The sequence below is a fragment of the Chitinophaga sp. G7 BAM 1005 genome, from assembly GCF_057126945.1.
In genome coordinates, this window is sequence record NZ_CP181478.1 from 5,198,941 (window position 1) to 5,221,808 (window position 22,868).

The window sequence follows — 22,868 nt, forward strand, 5'->3', positions numbered from 1 at the left end:
CCTTTCAGCACTGCTACGCCCTTTACCTGTAAGGCCGCCGCTTTATCAGGATCTCTTACCAAATACGGCAATGTTGGCCACGTCTGTTCTTTTCAGTAATTCTTCCGTTACTACTTTTCCGAGGCGGCCGGTGGCTCCTGTTACCAATATTCCGCACATGTTACATTTCAGTTTTATTTTCCAAAACTACTTACCTTTGGTAACTATCTGTTCAACCTTACCTGGAGGTTACTACTAACCTCCAGGTAAGTTAAAATATATGCAAGTGGATAAAAAACGTCATCCTTCATCGGAAGTATGTGCCGCCTCTCTCGCAGCAGTGGGGGACGCGATGTATGCCATTGGTGGCAAGTGGAAACTGAAGATTATTGTAGCCCTTATTGACCACAGGCGGCGGTTTAATGAACTACAGCGTTTAGTGGAAGGAATTTCGGCAAAGGTGTTGTCGAACGAGCTGAAAGACATGGAGATGAATGGTTTTGTGAGAAGAATACCGGTAGCGGAGGGCAGTACCCTTATGGAGTATGAGCTGACTGATTACAGCGATACCCTGGGAGATGTGCTCCATTCATTAACAGTATGGGGAGCCATGCACCGGAGAAAGATCACAGGGCGCAGCATGGAATTGCCCGCCCTGGAAGTGGCATCAGTTGATTAAAGTGGCTTTAACAGGCAATTGCAGCTGATAGCCTTTGCTGCCCATGTATACATATCTTTTTAACGCCGTAAACCGTATTTTCTAGTTCCCTTAATCCTGTTAACTGATTACCACGATGAACCGCTTCGACCGCTTAACCGCTATCCTCATACATCTGCAATCCAAAAAACTGGTGCTGGCCCAGGAAATTGCCGACCGCTTTGATGTGAGTCTGCGTACTGTTTACCGCGATGTCCGTTCGCTGGAACAGGCCGGGGTGCCTGTTATCGGCGAAAAAGGACTGGGCTACTCCATCATGGAGGGTTACCGCCTGCCACCGGTCATGTTTACCGAAGAAGAAGTAATTGCTTTCCTCATGGCAGAAAAAATGCTGGAACATCATGCCGATCTCCAAAACAGCGAGCGCTTTAAAGGCGCTATGTTCAAAGTTAAAGCCGTGCTGCGTAATGCACAGAAAAAAGTGCTGGAAGACCTGGAAGAAAATATTGCCGTTAAACATAAAGTATCCGAACATAATCATCTACTTAACGACACCCTTCCGCTGCTCATCAGGGCAGTAGGTGAGAAGAAAGTGTTGCATATCCAGTATGCCACCGAAACCGGTATTAATGAAAGGGATATAGAACCCATCGGTATTTTCCGGGAAAATGGCAGCTGGAATGCCATCGCCTTCTGTACCACCTCCAGGAAGTATCATCCTTTCAGAACAGAACGGATGCTTTCTGTAAAAGATACCGGCCGGCCATTTCACCGGCAACACATCTCCCTGACTGAATACCTGGCAAACAAACCAAAAGATAACGGGCAGTCGTTCCCGGTAGTGATCAACGTACATAACGATATGGCCCGGTATCTTACAGAACAGAAATATAACTATGGCTTCACCAGTGAGAAAGCAGGCAAAACGCACACCCGCATGGAGTTTGAGGCGCCCTGTATACAGGCATTTTCCCGATGGTATATCACCTTTGCCGATCAGGCTGACATTATTAGCCCTGCACCCCTTAAAACCCTGGTAAAAGACAGGCTGAAGGAGATGCTTAAAAAAGTTTCCTGACCCGTTTTCCCAACTGACATACCGTTGTCACACCTCGCCGGTAATTTTGGAATATGAACAGTCCGAAGATCATACAACACCGGCTACATCAACAGCAGCTCCTCCATTCCCGTTTTACCCGGTCCGCCGACCTGGTACGCTGGATGGGCTGCATACAGGCCCAGGATTATGCAGGCGCCAAATGGGCCATCGGCAACCGTATTAAAGGCAGTACCGACGCCTCCATTGAAAAGGATTTTAATGAAGGGAAGATCCTGCGCACCCATATCCTGCGCCCCACCTGGCACTTTGTAGCCCCGGAAGATATCCGTTGGATGCTGCAACTGACCGCTCCCAAAATAAAAGCCTTTAATAAAAGGCTGCACATAAAACTGGGCATCTCCGATAAAGACCTGAAACGAAGCAACACCATTATCACCAAAGCGCTCAGCGACCATAAATTCCTCACACGCACGGCCCTCCTTCCGCTGCTCGCCAAAGCAAAGATCAACACCGATGATATCCGGCTGGGATTCCTCCTGATGGATGCGGAGCTGGAAGGACTCATCTGCAGCGGGCCCCGGCAGGGGAAACAATTTACCTATGCGTTACTCTCCGACCGCGTACCCGATACGCCTGCACCCCTCCGCGAAGAAGCTATTGCACGCCTCACAGATTGCTACTTCAGCAGCAGAGGCCCCGCCACCATCCAGGATTTCCAGTGGTGGAGCGGGTTAAATATCGCCGATATCAAAACAGGACTGCACCTCAACAAAGAACATCTCTCCCACACCGTTGCTAACGGGCAAGCCTATTGGTTTGCTGCCGGCACACCGGTAAATAAACGCACAGTTCCCTCCACGTTTCTCCTGCCCTGCTACGATGAATATGCCGTGGCTTATAAAGACCGCTGCGATATCCTTCCTGCTGAACACCAGTCCACCGCCGGTTATGGCATCTTTAAACCTGTAGTGCTGGTTAACGGGCAAGTGAGCGGCATCTGGAGCCGGAAAGAAAGTAGTCGGCATATTACCGTGACCACACAACTGATCTGTCCCGGCAAAAAAGCGGCGGTAAACACCGCAGCTGCTGCCTACGCGGCTTTTATGGGGAAGAAGCTGCAAAGCATAACCTCCATATAAAGCCCAACGGCAAAAAGTGCCTGATATTTGGTTACTTTGTTTGACTATAGACTCATATTAAGAAAACGATAACCAGATTATCAGATGATAGACGATATTCAACTTCAGCTAAGAACGGTGAATGTAACCCGCTACGTAACACCGTTACGTGAAGGTGGTTCGCTGCCGGCCATCGCCGAAGCAGACGACGGATTCCTGTATGCCCTGAAGTTCAGGGGCGCAGGTCAGGGCGTTAAAGCACTCATCGCAGAATTAATCGGCGGCGAACTGGCCAGGATACTCAAACTGAAAATACCGGAACTCGTATTTGCCCATCTCGATGCGGCCTTTGGCCGTACAGAACCCGATGAAGAAATACAGGACCTGCTGAAAAAAAGTGTGGGCCTCAATCTTGCCCTGCACTATTTATCCGGCGCTACCACCTACGACCCTACGGTAAATACCATCGATGCATTAACAGCATCAAAGATCGTGTGGCTCGACTGCCTCCTGACCAATGTAGACCGCACCGCCCGCAATACCAATATGCTGATGTGGCGCAATGAACTGTGGCTCATTGATCATGGCGCCTCGCTCTATTTCCATCACTCCTGGCAAAACTGGCAGGAACAATCCCTCCGGCCCTTTGTACAGGTAAAAGATCATGTGCTGCTGCCACAGGCCGGTGAGCTGGAACAGGTAGATGCCGCCTTCAACCTGATCCTCACACCAGAGCGGATACGCGCTGTTGTAAACATCATCCCTGAAGAATGGCTGCGCAGTGAAGACAGCAACGATGTTACACCCGAAGAAAGACGCCAGGTATATTTTGAATTTTTAACAACCCGGATCAGCCACTCCGGAATTTTTGTAAAAGAAGCACAACATGCAAGACAATCACTTATATGAGTACGCTGTAATACGGGTGGTGCCAAGCGTAGAGCGGGAAGAATTTCTGAATGTTGGTGTTATTCTCTATTGCAGGCAACAAAAATTTTTACGGGCAGTATATACCTTAAACGAAGAAAAATTACACGCACTTTCTCCGGAAACAGATATTAACACCATCCGCCCCTACCTGGATGCTTTCGTGGAAATTTCCAAAGGCAGTAAAGCAGGTGGGCCAATCGGGGCGCTTGATCTTGCCAGCCGCTTCCGCTGGTTAACTGCCACACGCAGCAGTGTGGTGCAAACATCGAGAGTACATCCCGGATTTTGCAGCGCTGATGCGGAAGATACGCTGATGCGGTTGCACCGGCAGCTGGTGCTGTAAACGCGGATTTTGTCTTTCTCAGGATTACGCTGATTTTACTGATTTTATTTTTTGAGATTTTTATAAAAAGATAGGGAAGATAAAAGCGAATTTATCCGCTTCTGTCTTCCCTAATATTTAAAAAATAAAATCAGTAAAATCAGCGTAATCCTGAGAAAGACAAAATCCGCGTTTACTTCTTCACAAAAGTATACGTCTTCCCCGCCTGTGTATCCAGGTCGTACAATATCGTATTCGGCAAAGGCAACTCCTCCACCTTTGCTTTGTCGCTCACCAATGCAGGAGCAGTTGGCGTTATTTCAAAGAAAGGATTGGTTTGATCACCACCAGCCGCTTTCAACTGTCCGTTTTCCTGTAATGCATTGGGTACGCGCAAACGGCAGTTGCCACCAAGCGTGGAGCGGATGGTGATTTTACTCAGCTGACCATTTTCCCACACCATTTCCCGGATCTCAAAACCGCCTCTGGCACGCAAGCCACTCACACGCCCGTTCTTCCAGTCGTCCGGAAGGGCCGGCAACAGGTGGATGGCGCCATCCTGGCTTTGCAGCAGCATTTCACAAATCCCCGCAGTACAGCCATAGTTCCCGTCGATCTGGAAAGGAGGATGCGCATCAAAAAGATTGGGATAAGTACCTCCGCCACTGTTCTCTCCTTTATTTACGCCCGCGGGGGTGAGCTGGTCTTTAATCAGTTTCCATGCATGATTGCCATCCAGCAAACGCGCCCAGAGGTTCACTTTCCAGCCCATCGACCAACCCGTAGACACATCGCCACGTTGCAGCAGCGAGGTACGTGCAGCGCTGAACAAAGCAGGCGTGCGATAGGGAGAGATCTGGTTGGCAGGATACAAACCAAATAAATGCGACACGTGACGGTGCTTATCATTCGGATTGTCCAGATCCTGCAGCCATTCCTGCAACTGGTTGTGCTGGCCCACCTGCATAGGCGGTAACCGCTTACGTGCCGCTTTCATTTTTTCCACCAGCGCTTTGTCTGTTTGTAAGATTTCTGCGGCATGGATGGTATTGGTAAACAGATCAAACACCAGTTGATTATCCATCGTGGCGCCTGCCGCGATAGATATGCCAGGATAAGCTTTCGGACTATTTTCCGGCGACATGGATGGCGATACCACCAGCCATTTATGCACAGGTTCTTCTACCAGAAAATCGAGGTAAAACCGGGCAGCGCCTTTTAATGCCGGATATACGGTTTGCAGGTATTTCTTATCGCCGTTAAACAAATATTTCTCCCACGTATGCCGGCTTAACCACGCGCCTCCCATTGGCCACATAGCGGAGTAAATACCGTCTACCGGACCTGTAATACGCCACAGGTCCGTGTTATGATGCGTTACCCATCCGCCGGCGCCATACATTACCTTTGCTGTTTCCCGGCCGGTAACAGATAGGTCCTTTACCATTTGTATCAATGGCTCATGCATTTCAGAAAGGTTTGTTTCTTCCGCAGGCCAGTAATTCATTTCTGTATTAATGTTGATGGTATACTTACTTCCCCACGGTGGACTCATCAACGGGTTCCAGATGCCCTGCAGGTTTGCCGGCTGGCCACCCGGTTGTGAAGCGGCTATCAGCAGGTACCTGCCAAACTGGAAGTACAGCGTTACCAGCTGCGGATCATTGCCGTTCCTGAAATCCCTGACGCGGATGTCAGTTGGATTTTTGATAGAATCGGTGGTCCCTAAATCCAGCTGTACCCGGTTAAAGAAGTGCTGATAGGCCGCTATATGATCTTTCAAAAGACCTGCGAAATGCTTCGGCCATACCTTCGACATATACGCCGTGGTACGCTTTACTTCATCGCCGCTTACATCGGCATAGTTTACAAAGTTGGTGGCAATTGACACGTAGATAGTTACCGCATCGGCCCCGGTAACGCTGATAGTATTACCACCGGCGGCTGCTTTACCACCGCTGGTTTTAAACTTTACCTGCGACTGGAACTTTACCTTACCTGGTACGCCATCTCTATCCCCGCTGATACCGGATAACACCAGTTCATTATTTCCACTGGCGGCTACATTTGATTTTTGCGGGCTCTTCATGCCGGCGTTGAAAGTAATGCTGCCGGGCTTACTGGCGGTAAGTTGTATAATAATCGCCTGATCCGGTATAGAGGCAAATACCTGCCGGGTATACTTTACCCCGTTCACAGTATAACTGGTAGCGGCTACTGCTGTTTGCAGATCCAGCTCCCGTTCATAACCGGTATATTGCTCATGACCGGGAAATGCCAGTTCCAGGTCGCCTACCGGCTGATAGCACATGCCATTGATCTTTTCTGCCTGGATATTTTTTGCCGCCATCTCGCTGGCTTCTTTCATTTTGCCATCGAAAATCAGCTGGCGGATTTCCGGTAAGGCTGCCAGCGCATGCGGATTATCATTGCGGTTGGGACTGCCGCTCCACACCGTATTTTCGTTTAGCCGTATCAGTTCGCTTCCGGGATTACCATATACCATTGCAGCCAGGCGGCCATTGCCTACCGGCAATGCAGCTTCCCATACTTTGCCCGAAGGGCGGTTGTACCTGAGTTTCAACTCCGTGTGCTGCGCCAATGCGGGCAGCGATGTTAGCAATGCTATAACGCAAACGGCTATAGTGTGTTTGTTCCTTCGCATGAGTTTTTACAGTTAAGTGGAATAAAATTACTCCGGCTGGTTTTCTTTCAAAACGCCGAACTGATTACCGGGCTTATTGCCCATCATTATTTTTAAAACACCTCCTTTTAAGATATCGGTATGTAATCTACCACAAAAGGTTTTCCGCCGCCGGTATGGATCACGGCTTTATCCACCGACCGGCTGCCGATCACATATTTCCCGGAGGCCGGGAACACCGCTTGCCGGATCAAAATACAATTTATAATTGGCTGCGCGCTGTTGAAAATAATGATAGTCGTTCGTATATCCTGATTTCTTTGCCATCAGGGCCGTGCTGCCATCGCTGATGGCATACTCCAGTGCGGTGGCTACAGAGCGGCGGTACAAATCATTCGGAATTACCCTGAAATCCCTTACATACAGTACCTGCCAGCAGCAAGGCAAAGCAGGCATTCAAAACACTTTTCATATCGCTTCTATTAATAGCTAATCCCCTGCGTGATAACAGGGGATTATAATAATATTCTCCGTTGATCTATCTGGCAGATTGCTCCAGTTCTTCCAGCGTCCAGAATTTATCACGGCTGGCGGTAGCCACTCTCATTTTCTTTACACTTTCTACATCCACTACCGGTGACTTTCCCTTTTCATTTTTCCCGAAGTTATAACGCACATAACTTAAGATAGAAGCTATCCATTCGTCGGTGTTGGTAGCGCCAAAGGGCGCCATCACGTCGGTGTAGGTTTTCCCATCAATAGGACCGGATAAACCGTTGAGCAGAATTTTCATCATCAGTTCCTTATCGCCGCTTACCCGTTTGGAACCTACAAAAGGCGGTGCAGCAGCGGTACCGCCGCCAACAACAATACCTTTGCCATCCGGACCGTGACAGGTGGAACAAAGCTGTTTGTAAATATTAGCCCCATTCAGGATAAGATTACGATGTGCTGCCGGCATGTTGGCCAGGCGGCGGCCAAACAGTTTGGTGTTGTTATTTACTTCCAAGCTGTTAGCAACGCTGCCCAACATTTTTGTGTAAGCGGAATTACTCACCATCGCGGTTTGCAATACTTTTGCTTTTTCAGATTTACTTACAGATAAAGACAACGCCAGCTGTATCTGCACAGCGGCTGCCGGATCATTTTGCAGCGAAGCCAGTTTGCTGATCACAGCTTCATCATCCTGTTTCAGGTAGATTTCGCTGATCCATACGGCAGCTTTTCTTACCTGCGCATCTGTATCGCCAAAGGCGGTAAACAATGTTTCTTTATCAATGGCATGCAAACCTTCCAGTGTCCACAGGGCGTGAATACGTGCCAGTGCGCCGTTGGTTTTTCCAATGGTAGCATGTTTACCCGTGGCAATAAGTTTTAATGCAGGTACTACAGACAGGTCGCCATTGGCAATAATTTCCTTCTGTGCGTTTTCTCTCCACCAGCCATTGGCATGATCAAGCCAGGTGATCAGCGTACTGCCGGGCGCATCCAGCAACTGCGGCTTTGCATCCGGTTTATAACCATCATGCACCAGCCGGTAGATCCGGCCGCGGCCAATATTTTTGTCCAGTCCCTTTTGCAGAATGCGCGGGCGCAGGAAGCTGCCTTCAGCTGTCCAGGTGGCTTCCTGGATAATTCCGCGATACATATCCACGATATACAAACAACCATCCGGACCGGTGGCAGTATTCACCGGGCGGAAGTTCATATCATAGGAGGTGATAAATTCTTTCTGACCGTCGTATGCGTTCTTCAGGGTGATCTTACCATCCACTTCGGATACTTTCGCACGGCGGATCAGGCGGCCTACCGGCTCACAGATCAGCAGATCGCCTTTCAGATCGGCGGGTAACGCATCTCCCCTGAACACCGACTGCCCGCAGCTGGCGGTAAAATGATTGAGCGTAGTGTCGGGGCGTAACCTGTTCATACCTCCCTGTACATCCGGGGTGGCAATGATGGGCCATACTGCCAGGAAATCGCGGTCGTACTGATCGTTGGGATTCAGGAAACCGTAAGCAGGATTGATCTGGAAACCCAGTGCCGGAATTTCTGCGCCTGCACTGGAGAAATACAATCTGCCGTAATCATCATTTCCTAATCCCCACTGGCCGCCGGGTGAGTTGGTTAAACTATCCGGTACCAGTTTACCGCTTACATAACGATAACGCACCGGGTCGCAGCTCACATAAATCCAGTTGTCCATATTCCACACGAGGCCGCTTTTCTGGTGTTCCAGGTTACGGGTATCGGGCTTATCGTTTTTATACACCAGCTCGCTGGCATCTGCTACGCCATCGCCGTTGGTATCTTCATAACTACTGATATTATAGGTAAAAGTTTCGTTTACCAGCAGCTTATGGCCTACACACAGCATCATGCGGGGCAGTACCAGGCTGTCGATAAAGGTGGAACTTTTATCCATCGTACCATCGTTGTTGGTATCTTCCAGTAAGGATATGCGGCAAATGGGCTGCCGCTGCCCGGTACCGTTGATATCCTGCATATAGGTGCGCATTTCTGCCACGTACATCCGGCCGTTGCCGTCCCATACAACAGCTACAGGTTCTTTGATCATTGGCTCGCTGGCCACCAGTTGCAGGTGATAACCGGCCGGCGCCTGGATGGATTTCATACTTTCTTTTACCGTTTGATACGCAGGGGAAGGATGCGGGTTCACTATAATATTGCCGGCTGCATCCTTTTTCAGGCTGCTGGTTTTACTGGATACCCTGCATTGATAAACAAAGAGGCTGAAGCCGGCCAGCGCGATTGCCAGTAATGAATTTCTTTTCATGAACGCGGAACTTTATTTAGCATTTAAAGAAAGAATATACGTGACCATTTTCTTTGCATCTGCGGCCGTCAGCGCGGGATGCGCCGCCATAGGCACTGCGCCCCAGGTACCGGAGCCGCCGTTGATGATTTTGGACGACAACAGATCTACGTTCGCAGTAGAGTACGGATACTTCTTTGCCACATCAGCATAAGCCGGCCCTACTACTTTGGTATCCACTTTATGGCAGGCGAGACAATCAGATTTAGTCAGTAACATTTTACCTTCTTCAATATCCTGCGGTTTAATAACCGGTGCAGTGGTTGTTTTGGGAGAAGCTTTGACAGTCGCCTTTTTGGCAGCCGGTTTCGTTTGGGCGTGAACGGCTCCCATGATACACATCAGTAAAAAAAGAGGAATAGCTAAACGTTTCATATCGTAATAAAGAATTATAAATAATGTGGAATAGAATGTTGGTGCAAGTAAAGCGGAAGGGCATAATAAATGATTAATAAAAGCTTAATCCGGATGGTTTCCGGAAAAAAAAGACAAAAAAGACTGTTAACGCATTAACAAACGCATTAATTTCCACAGAGCAGGGTACTCATGATAAGATAAGAATATGCTGACGCTATTCTGCCCGCATGCTTTTTACCGGGTCTGCCAGCGCGGCTTTCAGCGCCTGGTAGCTGATGGTGCCAATGGCAATGATACCGGCAATAATACCGGATACGGCGAATACCCACCAGCCGATACTGATCCGGTAGGCAAATACCAGCAGCCATTTGTGCATAAAGTACCAGGCTACCGGTGTAGCTATAACAAAAGAGATTAATACCAGTTTAAGAAATTCTTTTGATAACAGGTTCACGATATCTGTTACAGATGCCCCCATTACCTTACGGATGCCTATTTCCCGTGTACGTTGCATGGCGCTGTAGGAGGCCAGTCCAAGTAAACCAAGACAGGAAATAATAATAGCCAGCAGGGCAAAGTTGAAGAAGAGTTTTCCAAACCGTTCTTCCGTGCGGTATTGCCTGTCGAAAAATTCATCCAGGAAATAATAGCTGAACGGCCGGTTGGGCAGCAGCGTTTTCCACTTACGTTCAATGGCGGCAATAGTGCCGGATAAATCTCCGGGAGCTACGTTTACCGACACCATATCACAATCCTGCGGTTCCATCCGGATGGTAAGCGGCTTAATATCCTGCTGCAGCGAGCGGAAATGGAAATCCTTTACCACGCCAATGATGGTGCCTTCGTGGCCCCACTGCCGGTAACCCCTGCCTATGGCCTCTTGCGGAGTAGCGTAACCAAATAGCTTTGCGGCCGCCTCATTGATCACCAGGGCATGCGAAGAGTCGCTGCCAAAGTCGCGGGAGAATCCGCGTCCGGCTACTATCTTCATTTTATACTGCTGTAAAAAATTATAATCCACAGAATACAGGTCCAGGTTGGCTACCTGCATATCCCCCTGCTTGTTCTGAATTTCTGAATAAGCGCCATTGGTTGTTCCGCCGGGAATACCTGATGAGATGGTAACGGAATTTACTTTCGGAATATCTTCAATAGATGTTCTGAAAGTGTGTTTTGCCGGATCTCCATGTGTATCGATCACCAACACCTGGTCTTTATTAAAGCCCAGGTCTTTACTATGTATATAGTGCATTTGCAGATATACCACAATGGTACCTGTGATCAGTGCAATGGAAATAGCAAATTGTGTTACCACCAGTCCTTTGCGGAGAAAAATGCCTTTGGTACCCGTAGAAAACCGTCCTTTCAATACCGTTACCGGTTTAAAGGACGACAACACCAGCGCCGGATACACGCCCGCCAGTAAACCAATGCCGATGGCGGCGGCCAGCAATGCTCCAATATACCAGCCATTGGCAAACAAGCCGGTACTAATCGTTTTACCCGCCAACAGGTTAAAGGATGGCAGCAAAACTGCGAATAGTATAATAGTGAATACAAACGCCATCAAACACAACAACACACATTCCCCGATAAACTGCCGGATCAGCTCCACCCGGGTAGCGCCCACCACTTTACGTATGCCGATCTCCTTTGCGCGCTCCACCGATCTTGCAGTAGTAAGATTGATGAAGTTAATACAGGCGATAAACAATATAAAAATGGCAATAATGGAAAAAATGTACACATTTGTCATACTGCCATTCTCAAAAGCAGGTCGTTCGGAATGCAGGTAAATCTGCTCCAGTGGCTGCAACAAAATGGTATAAAACATTTTGGCTTTTCTTCTCTCATCGCCATTATGCCGCTCCACGAAGTCCGGGAATTTTGCTGTCAGCGCAGCAGGATCAGTGTTGGGCTTCAACAGCAGGAAAGTGTTTGCACCAAAATTGCCCCATGATTCATCGAGACGCGGATTCAGTTTAATCAATGAACTCATCGACACCAGCATATCCGCCTTGATCTGTGAATTCTCCGGCATATCTTCCATCACCCCGGTAACGGTATTTGGTATTAAATCACCGGTAAGCATTATGGTTTCTCCCACCGGGTCTTTATCCCCGAAATATTTCTTCACCGCTGTTTTACTCAGCACCACACTATTCACTTCTTTCAGCGCCGTAGCAGGGTTCCCATAAATCAGTTTAAAATCAAATACCCGGAAAACAGATGAATCCGCAAACAACGAATGCTCCTCCTGGAAACTCAGGTTCCCCTTCTTCACCAACAGGTTGGCGCCGCTAAACCGGGTAAAGGCTTCCACCTCCGGAAAATCATGTTGCATATTCGGCGCAAACGGCCAGGGCGTAATTCCGCCCTTTATCATTTCACTGGGCGTTTTTATATCACAGGTAACCTGGTAAATACGATCCCCTTTACTATGAAATTTATCATAGCTCAGTTCAAAACGTACATAGAGGAAAATGAAGAAGCAGGCAGTAAGACCTATAGTGAGGCCCATTACATTGATAAAAGAAAAAACTTTATTTCTCCATAGATTGCGCCAGGCAATTTTGAGATAGTTTTTAAACATTAGCGGGAAAGTTGGATTTTGAAAGATATCAACCTCACGGGACCGCCGGGGTTGCCGCGAAGAAAATGCCAGCGGATAGAGGTATTAGGATCAGGTGGAACTGAATAAGTTAAATTTATAATTTGTCCGGATTTAAGACAGAGGTGTCCGGAAATGGACGGAGCAGTAAAAAGAAACAGGGGTTTTCCACGTGGGAAAACCCCTGTTTGAAATAATGATTACCACACAAAAGTAGCTACACTCCCCGCAGGCAACACAGGTATCACCTGTTTACCCTGATACTTCAGGTTAAAAGAAGTAGTTGCATTGTTATCATTCAATACAATCAGCGCCTTTTTTCCGTCGGGCCGTTTAAAGGCCACTGTGTACAAATTCCCTTCGCTGTTGCTGCCAATCCGAACCGAGCCTGCAGGCACAAATTTAGACGCATGTGCAATGATGTAATACGCAACATTCCGCGTAATGTTGCTGCCACTGATGGTAAGCGCACCTTTGCATTCGGTACATCCACCGGGCGTATGCGGGCCGTAGTTGGGATCGTTGGCCAGGTTCCATTCCAGCGCAGTACGACTGTAATTACGCATGCTTCCGATGATCACATTTTTTATATGCCATTTCAGGTCGCCGTCGAAACCGCCGGTGGCGCTGGTCCATTGTTCGGTAAAATACAACGCTTTACCAGGCGCCGCGGCGTGTACGGTGGATAATGCGCTGATATCGCCTGCGTATAAGTGAAAGGCGCTGCCGTTTACAAACTTCGCGGCCGCTGCATCGGCCAGGATGGTCAACGGGTAATCCGGATGATCACAGTTATGATCGTATACAATAATTTTGGTGGTGAGCCCTGCTGCTGCGAAGGCGGGTCCCAGGTTGTTTTTGATAAAGTCGCGCTGCGCTTCGGCCACCATTTTCAGGCTGGGGTTATTATCAGGATTCAGCGGCTCATTCTGTGGTGTGATGGCATCAATAGTAACACCGGCGGCTTTCATTTGCTGCAGGTATTGTACCAGGTACTGCGCATACACTTCATAATATTTTGTTTGCAGGACACCGCCTTTAAAAGAACCATTGTCCTTCATCCATACCGGTGGACTCCACGGCGTTGCGAGTATTTTCAGCTGTGGATTGATCAGCAGTATTTCTTTCAGCAGGGGGATCAAACCTGTGCCAGTAGCCATGTCGGCATCCAGTGAAAAATGTGTCAGTGATAAATCGGTTTGTCCTGCCGGTATATCATTATAGGTGAAGGGCATGGCATTCAGATCAGAGGCGCCTATGCTGATACGCAGGTAGCTGATGCCGATACTGTTCGCGGTATTACCAAACAGCTCCTGCAACAGTTGTTGTTTCGCGGTGGCATTCATGGCATTGACCAGTTGTGCGCTGCCACCGGTAAGGGTATAGCCAAATCCATCTACTTCCTGGAAAGTGTTGGCGCTGTCCACTTCAATAGTCGTATAACCGTTGGTGTCAGGAGTACCGAATACCGGCTGTGCGTTTGATTGCTTCAACAGGCTTTGCTGATCTCCGGTAGTAATCCAGTAGTTTACTGTGGCGCCATTAGGGCGACTGGTATCTGTTGGTATAATCGGTTGCGTAATGCCTTTACTGCCGGAGCAGGCAAAGAGCGCCAGGCCGCCGGCAAATAATATATGACTGAATATTTTCTGCATGTGGAAAGGGTATTTAAACAAAGAGCCTGGTGTTATCCAGGCTCCCGTTCCGTTTTCATTTTATAATTCCAGTACTTATTTGTTGATGTTTGGATTACTGTCTATTTCGTCCTGTGAAATAGGGAAGTATAACTTATCCGCGGTTACATTGTAGTTCAGGTTGTTACCGTTGCCGTCTTTTTGTGCATTCATTACCGGGATAGCGCGGTTGGTGCGGATGAGATCATACCAGCGGTGGCCTTCAAAAGCCAGTTCCAGTTGTCTTTCCTTTTCCACCGCCAGGCGGAGTTCGGCCTGGGTTCTGGCCGGTGTATCGCCCAGCTTCGCACGATGCCTGATTTTATTGATATAATACTGCGCCCCGTTGGTAGTGTTGTCCAGTTTGTTCAGCTCTGTTAACGCTTCTGCTTTCATCAGCAGGATGTCTGCATAGCGCAGGCGGTAAGTATTACTTTTACCATCTGCATCATTATATTTATAGATCACGGGAACCGGTTGTTTCCAATAGTCATCTGTCCAGGAAACATTCACAAACTTAATGCTGGCAGCTTTTCTCACGGTGTCGCCTTCTGCATCAAACGCAGCTACAATCGTATGTGAAGGAATATTGAATTTCTTCCAGTCGCCCCACATAAACGGTGTATTCATACCCGTTACCCAGTTCTGGTGTAAGATACCATCAAACTGTGTTTCCCAGATAGATTCGATATTATTCTTTCCGGCCACGGTAAACAGGGTAGCAAAATCCGGTACCAGGTCATAACCGCCGGCGGCTACGGCATCGCAATAAGTAATCACTTTGTTCCAGTCGGGGTTTGGTTTCTGCGCATATACTTTTGCGAGCAAGGCATTTACTGCTCCTTTGGCCACTATGCCTTTGTTACCGGCAGGCGGATTATCACGTACACGGGCCAACGCATATTCCAGGTCCTGTATGATCAGCGCATATACTTCTTCCGCAGGCTTTTTAGCCACGTACATGCTTTGCAGATCCGTTGGTATAGCAGTAATGATTGGTATTTCCTTCCAGCTCCTGATCAGGTTAAAATAATGCCATGCACGCAGGAAAGACGCCTCTCCCATGATCTCTTCACGGCGTTCAGGCGTTAGTCCTTTATCATCCGTAGTTGGCGTTATGCTCAGGATCAGGTTACAGTTCTTTATATCAGTGTACAGGTATTTCCAGTCTCTTTTCACGTTGCCATTGATGGAATTAACCGTGAATTTATCAATGGAAAAGTTAGCTGCGTTATCACCGCCTGCATAACCATTATCTGCCGATACATCTCCGTTGGTCAGGAAGTCGGAGGTGTAATACTCATCATACATATTATCATAGGCGCCCAGCAGCAGCGACTCTGCAGTGGCGGTTTCTGACTGGGAAATTGGCTTCTTGTCCAGCAGATCCTTTGTGCAGGACGAAAGCAAAGACACACTGAGAAAACCGGTTGCTATATAAGAAGTGAATTGTTTCATACTTGGAATAATTAATTGTTAAGACTAAAACTCAGCATTCAAACCAAAGATAAAGGCGCGCGACTGTGGATAGGTTCCATAGTCGATACCCATAGCCGGGCCGTTAGCAGCATCTTTGCTTACCTCCGGATCCAGTCCTTTGTACCTGGTAAATGTCAGCAGGTTTTGTCCTGTCACATACACATTCAACCGGCCAACACCGATATGTTTCAGCAGATCATTTGAAAACTTGTAGCTCAGCGTAGCTGATTTCAGGCGCAGGTAAGCACCATTTTCCACAAAGCGGGAAGACGATGCACTGTTGATTGTATTTCCTTTTTCTGCTTTTGGAATATCTGTAACATCGCCTGCCTGTTTCCAGCGGCGCAATACCGCCGTGCTCTGGTTCTTGGAGTCGTACAAACCTTCCAGCTCCATACGGGTAGCATTGAAGATCTCGTTGCCCTGGATACCCTGGAAGAAAAGGTTCAGGTCAAAGCCTTTGTAACTGATACTATTGGTAAGACCATAGATAAAGTCGGGCTGTGCATTGCCGATCCAGGTGCGGTCACCATCAGATAATTTCTTGTCGCCATCCAGATCTGCGTAGATCATGTTACCGGTAGCAGGATCAACACCCTGTGCCACGTAACCATAAAACGCACCGAGGGGATGACCCGGTTCTACGCGGATAGCGTTACCTCTTTCATATACATCTCCATAACCTAAACTCGGTGTAGGGCCGAGGTTCAGTACTTTATTACGGTTCATGGAAATATTACCGTTGGCATTCCATTTCACTTCCTTATCGATGATCAGTGCATTCACACTCAGTTCCACCCCTTTATTTTCTATGCTGCCGACGTTGTAACGTTGTGTTCCAAAACCCGAACTGGCGGGTGGCTGAATATCCACCAGCAGGTCATTGGTTTTCTTGATATAGGCATCCGCTGTAATGTTGATGCGGCTGTTCAGGATACTAAGATCCACGCCCACGTTGCTTTGGGTGGTCTTTTCCCAGGTCAGGTCGTTCTTTGGCAGGTTGGTGAAGTTCAAGCCACCGGTACCATTGCTGGTGAACAGCCGGCGCCAGTCGTAATCGCCGATTCCGTCGTTCCCGGTTTTACCCCAGCCCGCGCGGATTTTCAGGTCATTCACTATACCATCTTTGCTGAAGAAATCTTCGTTGGAAATACGCCATGCTGCCGATACAGACGGGAACCATCCGTAACGCGCATCCGGTGCAAACCTGGATGAACCATCATAACGCATGGTAGCAGTGAACAGGTATTTATCGGCATAGCCATAGTTCAGGCGGCCCAGGTAAGACCGTTTACCCCATTGATTTTTGGTTACTTCCTGTTTCTCACGGATAGTAGAACCTGTCAGCGTCGGGATCTTATCGCTGGTATATCCTTTGGCGATATCATCGGTGAAATTATAATCAGATTCCTGCATGGTATGACCTACCATTGCGCCCACATTGTGTTTACCAAACTGTTTGTTATAGCTCACAGTGTTTTCCCATAACCATACAAAACGTTCGATCGACTGGGACTTGCCATAACCCATTTTTTCCTTTGCGCCATAGTCAGTAGAATAGGGATCGAGGAAATAGTCATAACGGTAGCCTTCCGATTCAGCGCCGAGGTTGGAACGGAAATGCAGTTCCGGTAAGATGGTGAAATCTGCGCTTACATTACCCAGGAAACGGTTGTTGATCGCTTTCTGTTGCGGCGCAAAAGCATAGGCGATAGGATTCTGCCAGCTTTTATTATTTGGGTTAGAGGTATAAGTACCATCTGCATTATAAATACCGATTGTAGGCGGTGATGTTAAGGCCGACAGGATCGTACCTCCTCTTGCCACACCACTGTTATCCGGTACATCTACATATACTGACCTGTTGAACGACAGGTTGGAAGCCAGTGTCAGCCAGTCTTTCACTTTATTATCGATGTTGGCCCTTACAGAATAACGGTCATAATCTGCCGGCGCCACGACGCCTTTTTGTTTCTGATAACCGCCGGACACATAGTAATGTCCTTTCTCGCTACCACCGGAAACCCCTACCTGGATATTCTGCTCTCTGCCGGTTTTGAACGTTTCTTTCTGCCAGTCGGTGTTCAGGTTATTGGGATCAGTGATGCCCAGGTCGGCCATCAGCGCCTGGTACTGCGTAGTATTCAATACATCCATTTTCTTAGCGAAGTTGGACATACCGGTATACGCATTTACAAATACTTTCGACTGGCTGGTTCCTTTTTTAGTGGTAACAAGTACCACTCCATTCGCTCCGCTGGCGCCATAAATAGCTGCGGAAGACGCATCTTTCAGCACAGAAAAACTTTCGATATCACTCGGGTTCAGGAAGTCAATATTCGGAACAATCACCCCATCTACCACAAACAGCGGGTTGTTGCTGGCGTTAAGGGATGTATTACCACGGATGCTCACATTCAATCCTGCACCGGGTTTGCCGGAAGGGGCGGTAACCGTTACACCGGCCGCCTGGCCCTGTAAGCCTGCTGCGGCGCTTACAATGGGTCTGCTTTCAAAGGCATCTGCCTTTACTACAGATACTGCACCGGTAATGTCTTTCTTCCGCTGGGTGCCATAACCCACTACCACCACTTCATTCAGCTTACTGTTTTCTGCGGTCAGCTTCACGGTGATATGAGTTTGCTCTCCTACTATCAGTTCCTGCGGTTGATAACCGATAAACGAGATCACCAGCACTGCCTGTTTATCGGGAACAGACAGCGTGAATTTACCATCTACGGAAGTGGTGGTACCCGTGGTGCGGCCCTTTACTCTCACTGTAGCGCCAGGCACGGGTAAACCGTCTTCACCGGTTACCACACCGGTTACCACTATATTCTGACGGCCATCGGCAGGTGTCAGGTACAGCAGTATCTGCTGGTTATCTATCACCTTAAAGTCGATACCCATAGGCTTTAAAATATCATCAAAAAACTCCTTCAGCTGTCTGGATTTCAGCTCTACAGATATCTTCCGGTTTACATCCACCATATCGCTGCTATAGGTGAAATTCACGCCTGTCTGGGTGCGGATCTGGTTCAGCAGCTTTTTCACGGAAGTTTGCTCTGCCGAAATGGAGATCGGTTTTTCCAGCACAGACTGTGAGTGCACCTTATTGGCGTACAGCGACAGTGAAAAAACGGAAGCAAGAATAAGTTGAACAGCAGTTAATCTCATAACGTAGTAGATTACGGCAGCGAATCGCTTTTTTTTCATAACTTGTGTGGCTTTGTTTCGTTAATTGAAAGTTTGCGGACATAGCGCATTTTAACCGCGGCAAACGGTTAATTTTATTAAACTGGTAATGCCCCACATTACCAGTTTTTTCTTTTAGTGATTTTTATATAACCTTCGTTAATTACATCCTTTTCCTTTTATATAAATGGTGGTACCCTTTACTTCATATGAAGCCTGAACAGATTGGCAAATAATATCCAGCTTCTCGTATAGATGTTGTCTTGTAATATCTCCTGTAAAATGACACCGGCTGAATTGCCCGTTATCCGTTTCAATGGTAATGGCATAAGTGTTCTCCAAAGCCTTTAATACATCTTCCAGGGAAGCATCTTCATAACTGAACGTGGGCTGCTTCTCCGGTACTGTTACCGGTTTTGGGTCGTCTACCAGCGAGGTGGTAAACTGGTTGTTTTCTGTTTTATAAGTAACCTTCTGGTTGGGTGTAATAATAATGCTGTTGGCAGATGCTGTAAATAAAGTATCATTCTTCTTCTTCCGCTCATAAACAGATACTTTCCCGGTTACCACGGCCACTTCTACCTTATGACTCACCTTATCATGGCTCACATAAAAACTCGTTCCCAATACCTCTGCCAGTATGCCTTCGCTGGTGTGTACAATGAAATGCCTGCTGGCATCATGCGCGATCCGGAAGAATGCATTCCCGCTCAGGTACACATCCCGTGTATGGCCGCTGAATGCAGGCGGGTAATACACTATACTGCCGGGCTCCAGTCTCACCTCCGATCCATCACTCAACGCCACTTCCCGGTTGCCCTCCGTTTCATTGAAAACGGATACATACCCACCCGGGATAGGCTCCTGCGTAAATAAATTCTTTGGCGTAACGGCCTTTTGCCGCGACCACCAATACCAGGCGCCTACGGTAATCAGTACGAGGCAGCCCGCAATGGCCAGCCGCGCGATTTGCCGGGGCCACATGCGCACTACCGGCGTTTCCGGTTCCCCGCTGCCAACGGTGGCAGCTACATTAGACCAGATCCGGCTTTCAATCCGCTGCTTTTCTTCTGCAGATATCTCTATTTCACTTTCATTGATAAATGAGCGGTACCAGGCCAATACCAGTTTTTCTTCCTGCGGCGTGCATTGCCCCGAAAGATATTTTTCAAGCAGGTCGTCGAATTCATATTGGCTCATGGAATCAGTTTATCTGATTACATTGACGCACAACTGAATTAAATCCCTAAAAAAAATCAAAAGAATTTTACAGGAAGGAAGACATATAGCCGCGGAGCCGCTGCCGCAGCAGTTTTATAGCCTTTGTGATATGATATTCCACGGCCTTTTCGGTGAGATCGAGGTTGCCGGCGATTTCGCGGACCGACTTATTTTCAAAACGGCTCAGCCGGAAAACAGCCTGGGTTTTCTCCGGCAGCTCCCGCAACGTTTTTTCGATGTCTTTCAGGAGAAGCCCCCTGTTCACATCTTCTTCTGTAGTATTCACCAGTGGATCGGCATCCAGTGTTTCCCTGTATTTTTCTGCTGTCATCTTCCTCCGCTGGGAATCGTGCAGGATGTTTCTGAGTGAAACAGCCAGGTAAGCGCCTATATTATGAATCACCACCTTGCGCCGGTTGGCCCACAACCGCTCAAAAATGGTCTGGATCAGCTCCTCCACCTCGTGCTGGGAAGTAGTACGCTTCACAGCTGCACTATACAGTTTGAACCAGAATCTTTTATAGATTTCTTCAAACGCACGTATATCCTCACTCACCTGGAAAGCTGTCACCAAATCCTCCTCATCATATAGGGAATAATTGCTGCTGTCTTCTTTCATGTTGCTCTACCAAACCTAACCGGCAAAATAAGCACTTTTATCCCGGATGCCCAAAATACCTTTCCACTTATCAGCGCTTTCCCGCCACCACGCGATATATACGCATTTAGCAATTCCCGCACTTATCCTCTTGATAACGAAGGAATTTAGGTAGAGATTTGCTAAAGAAGCAGGCGCCATCATAACAGCACAAACAGTCCCCAAAAATTCTAATGAAGAACACCCCAAAAGCACCTGCTTTAGATTTAAAATAACCCAAAAAAAAATGTCATGAGTTACCAGTTTAAAGGCAATTTAAAGGGCCTCCTGTGCGACAAATACTGCATAGAAGCCATTGCCAATGTTAAGATCAGGCTTTACCGGGCAGCCGTTTCCCGGGAAGTAATCCTGCAGGCCACTGCTGCGGAGAAAGAAACTTTTCACGAAGTATCCGCAGAAGAAGCCAAAAAGAAAGCCGGCAACCTGCTGGCAGAAACCCTCACCGATGCGGAAGGCAACTTCGCCTTTTCTCTCGGAAGAGAAAGTAAATATGAAGGCGAAGCCTTTGAAATCGACTTCGAATGCGGCAATGTACCACGTCCCAAACCCTACCCCGGCACACTGCCTACCCTCCAGTTCCACATCACCACCCTCCAGCCACGGTGGCGCGGACAGGAAAATGATTTCTTTGCCTCCTGGGAACATGTAATCCCCAACCGCTGGTGGTGCCTCATCCGCGCTAAATATGACGCATGGGTGATCTGCGGCCGCGTGATCAACTGCAAAACCCAGAAGCCGCTGGAAGGCTTACGGGTAGCCGCTTTTGATGTAGACTGGCTCCAGGACGACCCTCTCGGCAGCCAGCTCACCGATGCCACCGGGCATTTCCGGATAGATTATACAATGGCCGACTTCAGTCAAACGCTCCTGTCGCCCTGGCTTAATGTGGAATGGCCCGCAGGCCCCGATCTCTATTTCAGCATCACGGAACCCGTATCAGGCGCTGTATTGCTAAAGGAAGACCGCAGCATAGGCCACCGCGCCGACCGCACCAACCGCGGCCCCTGCTTCTGCATAGAACTCTGCGTACCGGACGATATCACCCCTAATAATGAAGTACCCGCCCTCTTTGAAAGAGTAGGCGCCTACGACATAGGCCCTACCGGCGCCCAGTTTGATGCACAGGGTTATACCACTGATGTGCCCCGTCTCTCCTTCTACGGCCCCCTCGATCTCAACGGCACCTTGCCAAGCGGCACCAACTCCAATGAAATGGAATACCGCTTCCGCATCATCAATGCCGACACCAGCTACGAACTCAGCGCCGCACAAGTGCTCAGCGCCCTGCTGCCATTTAAGATAGGTGAGCTGCTGAAACAAACCGGCCCCACCACCTGGACACACGAAGCGGTAATTGTTACCCCCGCCCTCAACAGCGCAGGCGAAGTATGGATTCCGGTACCGCGTGGCAATAACCTGACCACCGGTATCTTCACCCCTACCAACGGTGTACTGGCCATCCTCAATACTGCCCAGCTGGCGCTCAACGCCGCCGGCACGGCCTTCGCAAGGGATAATTTTGATCTCACCGCACCTGCTGTGCTCGTGGCCGGCAACGCCGTACCACCCGCACAAAGAGCAGGCATCCATACTTTCAAAATTATCTTCGAAGCCCGGAAAGTAGGTACCACCACACTCACCGCCATCAATACACTGGAGAAAATTGTAGTATCCAATGTAAATTATAAACAAAGAAGACACCCGGGATGGGGCTACACCGGCGATGAAAATATCCTCGCAGCTGCCATGCTCGAAATCGGGGAAACTACCGGCAGTGGCCACGGCTGCGGAGGTATCACCACCACCGTTACCGCGCAATACACCATTGCCCACCCGCATATCGAAGCATTCACCATCCGCTTTGAAGGCAACCCCGTACTCCCCGCATCCTTCCACGGCGGCCCGCCACCGGCAGCAGCAGAATACCACAACAACAGCCTGGTATTCTCTACCACCGGTATGGAACCCTGCGCGTATATCCTCTGGCTGGATCTGCAATTAGGTCTTACCAACGGCTATCAGAAAATACCACAGGTACACGATCATATTGCTTTCTGCAAAACAGCTTAACACAAAAAGCAGCGAAGAAAATCTTCGCTGCTTTTTTTTATCTTTTAGTTTAATTTT

General features: G+C 48.4%; 17 protein-coding genes. 6 read left to right on the forward strand and 11 right to left on the reverse strand.

Features of this window, described 5'->3' with window-relative positions; genetic code table 11:
- Nucleotides 1–45: 45 nt before the first annotated feature.
- Nucleotides 46–159 (reverse strand): SDR family oxidoreductase, encoded by a 114-nt coding sequence (locus ACMXI2_RS20600; protein ID WP_483777953.1) that lies wholly within the window; start codon nucleotides 157–159, stop codon nucleotides 46–48.
- A gap of 100 nt (nucleotides 160–259) precedes the next feature.
- Between ACMXI2_RS20600 and ACMXI2_RS20605 the strand changes: the two genes are divergently transcribed.
- From ACMXI2_RS20605 to ACMXI2_RS20625, 5 genes are all read left to right on the forward strand, one after another.
- Nucleotides 260–658: a winged helix-turn-helix transcriptional regulator gene (locus ACMXI2_RS20605; protein ID WP_483777954.1), complete on the forward strand. Its 399-nt coding sequence runs from the start codon at nucleotides 260–262 to the stop codon at nucleotides 656–658.
- Between the two features lie 115 nt (nucleotides 659–773).
- Nucleotides 774–1,715: a helix-turn-helix transcriptional regulator gene (locus ACMXI2_RS20610; RefSeq protein ID WP_483777955.1), complete on the forward strand. Its 942-nt coding sequence runs from the start codon at nucleotides 774–776 to the stop codon at nucleotides 1,713–1,715.
- 53 nt (nucleotides 1,716–1,768) lie between these two features.
- A complete protein-coding gene (locus ACMXI2_RS20615) occupies nucleotides 1,769–2,836 on the forward strand; it encodes a winged helix DNA-binding domain-containing protein (RefSeq protein ID WP_483777956.1) in 1,068 nt (355 codons plus the stop codon).
- Between the two features lie 84 nt (nucleotides 2,837–2,920).
- The gene (locus tag ACMXI2_RS20620; protein ID WP_483777957.1) at nucleotides 2,921–3,724 is read left to right on the forward strand and encodes a HipA family kinase; all 804 of its coding nucleotides are present in this window, start codon (nucleotides 2,921–2,923) and stop codon (nucleotides 3,722–3,724) included.
- Nucleotides 3,702–4,088, forward strand: coding sequence for a DUF3037 domain-containing protein (locus tag ACMXI2_RS20625; RefSeq protein WP_483777958.1), 387 nt, complete (start codon nucleotides 3,702–3,704; stop codon nucleotides 4,086–4,088). Before ACMXI2_RS20620 ends, ACMXI2_RS20625 begins: the two co-directional genes overlap by 23 nt.
- A gap of 172 nt (nucleotides 4,089–4,260) precedes the next feature.
- Here ACMXI2_RS20625 and ACMXI2_RS20630 read toward each other — a convergent pair whose 3' ends face one another.
- The 10 genes from ACMXI2_RS20630 to ACMXI2_RS20675 all read right to left on the reverse strand — a co-directional run bounded on the left by ACMXI2_RS20630 (nucleotide 4,261) and on the right by ACMXI2_RS20675 (nucleotide 20,702).
- Nucleotides 4,261–6,732 (reverse strand): glycoside hydrolase family 95 protein, encoded by a 2,472-nt coding sequence (locus ACMXI2_RS20630; RefSeq protein WP_483777959.1) that lies wholly within the window; start codon nucleotides 6,730–6,732, stop codon nucleotides 4,261–4,263.
- Between the two features lie 168 nt (nucleotides 6,733–6,900).
- Nucleotides 6,901–7,167 carry a glycoside hydrolase domain-containing protein gene (locus ACMXI2_RS20635; protein ID WP_483777960.1) on the reverse strand — a complete coding sequence of 89 codons (267 nt, stop codon included), beginning with the start codon at nucleotides 7,165–7,167 and terminating at the stop codon, nucleotides 6,901–6,903.
- Between the two features lie 82 nt (nucleotides 7,168–7,249).
- Nucleotides 7,250–9,508 (reverse strand): DUF7133 domain-containing protein, encoded by a 2,259-nt coding sequence (locus ACMXI2_RS20640; protein WP_483777961.1) that lies wholly within the window; start codon nucleotides 9,506–9,508, stop codon nucleotides 7,250–7,252.
- A 12-nt stretch (nucleotides 9,509–9,520) separates the two neighbouring features.
- Nucleotides 9,521–9,922: a c-type cytochrome gene (locus ACMXI2_RS20645; protein ID WP_483777962.1), complete on the reverse strand. Its 402-nt coding sequence runs from the start codon at nucleotides 9,920–9,922 to the stop codon at nucleotides 9,521–9,523.
- A gap of 196 nt (nucleotides 9,923–10,118) precedes the next feature.
- Nucleotides 10,119–12,497 carry an ABC transporter permease gene (locus tag ACMXI2_RS20650; RefSeq protein ID WP_483777963.1) on the reverse strand — a complete coding sequence of 793 codons (2,379 nt, stop codon included), beginning with the start codon at nucleotides 12,495–12,497 and terminating at the stop codon, nucleotides 10,119–10,121.
- Between the two features lie 218 nt (nucleotides 12,498–12,715).
- Nucleotides 12,716–14,170 carry a glycoside hydrolase family 30 protein gene (locus tag ACMXI2_RS20655; protein ID WP_483777964.1) on the reverse strand — a complete coding sequence of 485 codons (1,455 nt, stop codon included), beginning with the start codon at nucleotides 14,168–14,170 and terminating at the stop codon, nucleotides 12,716–12,718.
- A 75-nt stretch (nucleotides 14,171–14,245) separates the two neighbouring features.
- Nucleotides 14,246–15,646, reverse strand: coding sequence for a RagB/SusD family nutrient uptake outer membrane protein (locus tag ACMXI2_RS20660; RefSeq protein WP_483777965.1), 1,401 nt, complete (start codon nucleotides 15,644–15,646; stop codon nucleotides 14,246–14,248).
- Nucleotides 15,647–15,670: 24 nt separating this feature from the next.
- Nucleotides 15,671–18,844 (reverse strand): TonB-dependent receptor, encoded by a 3,174-nt coding sequence (locus ACMXI2_RS20665; protein WP_483777966.1) that lies wholly within the window; start codon nucleotides 18,842–18,844, stop codon nucleotides 15,671–15,673.
- A gap of 177 nt (nucleotides 18,845–19,021) precedes the next feature.
- Nucleotides 19,022–20,062: a FecR family protein gene (locus ACMXI2_RS20670; RefSeq protein ID WP_483777967.1), complete on the reverse strand. Its 1,041-nt coding sequence runs from the start codon at nucleotides 20,060–20,062 to the stop codon at nucleotides 19,022–19,024.
- Between the two features lie 67 nt (nucleotides 20,063–20,129).
- Nucleotides 20,130–20,702: a sigma-70 family RNA polymerase sigma factor gene (locus tag ACMXI2_RS20675; protein ID WP_483777968.1), complete on the reverse strand. Its 573-nt coding sequence runs from the start codon at nucleotides 20,700–20,702 to the stop codon at nucleotides 20,130–20,132.
- Between the two features lie 270 nt (nucleotides 20,703–20,972).
- Here ACMXI2_RS20675 and ACMXI2_RS20680 point away from each other — a divergent pair, with 270 nt between their 5' ends.
- Nucleotides 20,973–22,811: a hypothetical protein gene (locus ACMXI2_RS20680; RefSeq protein ID WP_483777969.1), complete on the forward strand. Its 1,839-nt coding sequence runs from the start codon at nucleotides 20,973–20,975 to the stop codon at nucleotides 22,809–22,811.
- Nucleotides 22,812–22,868 lie beyond the last annotated feature (57 nt).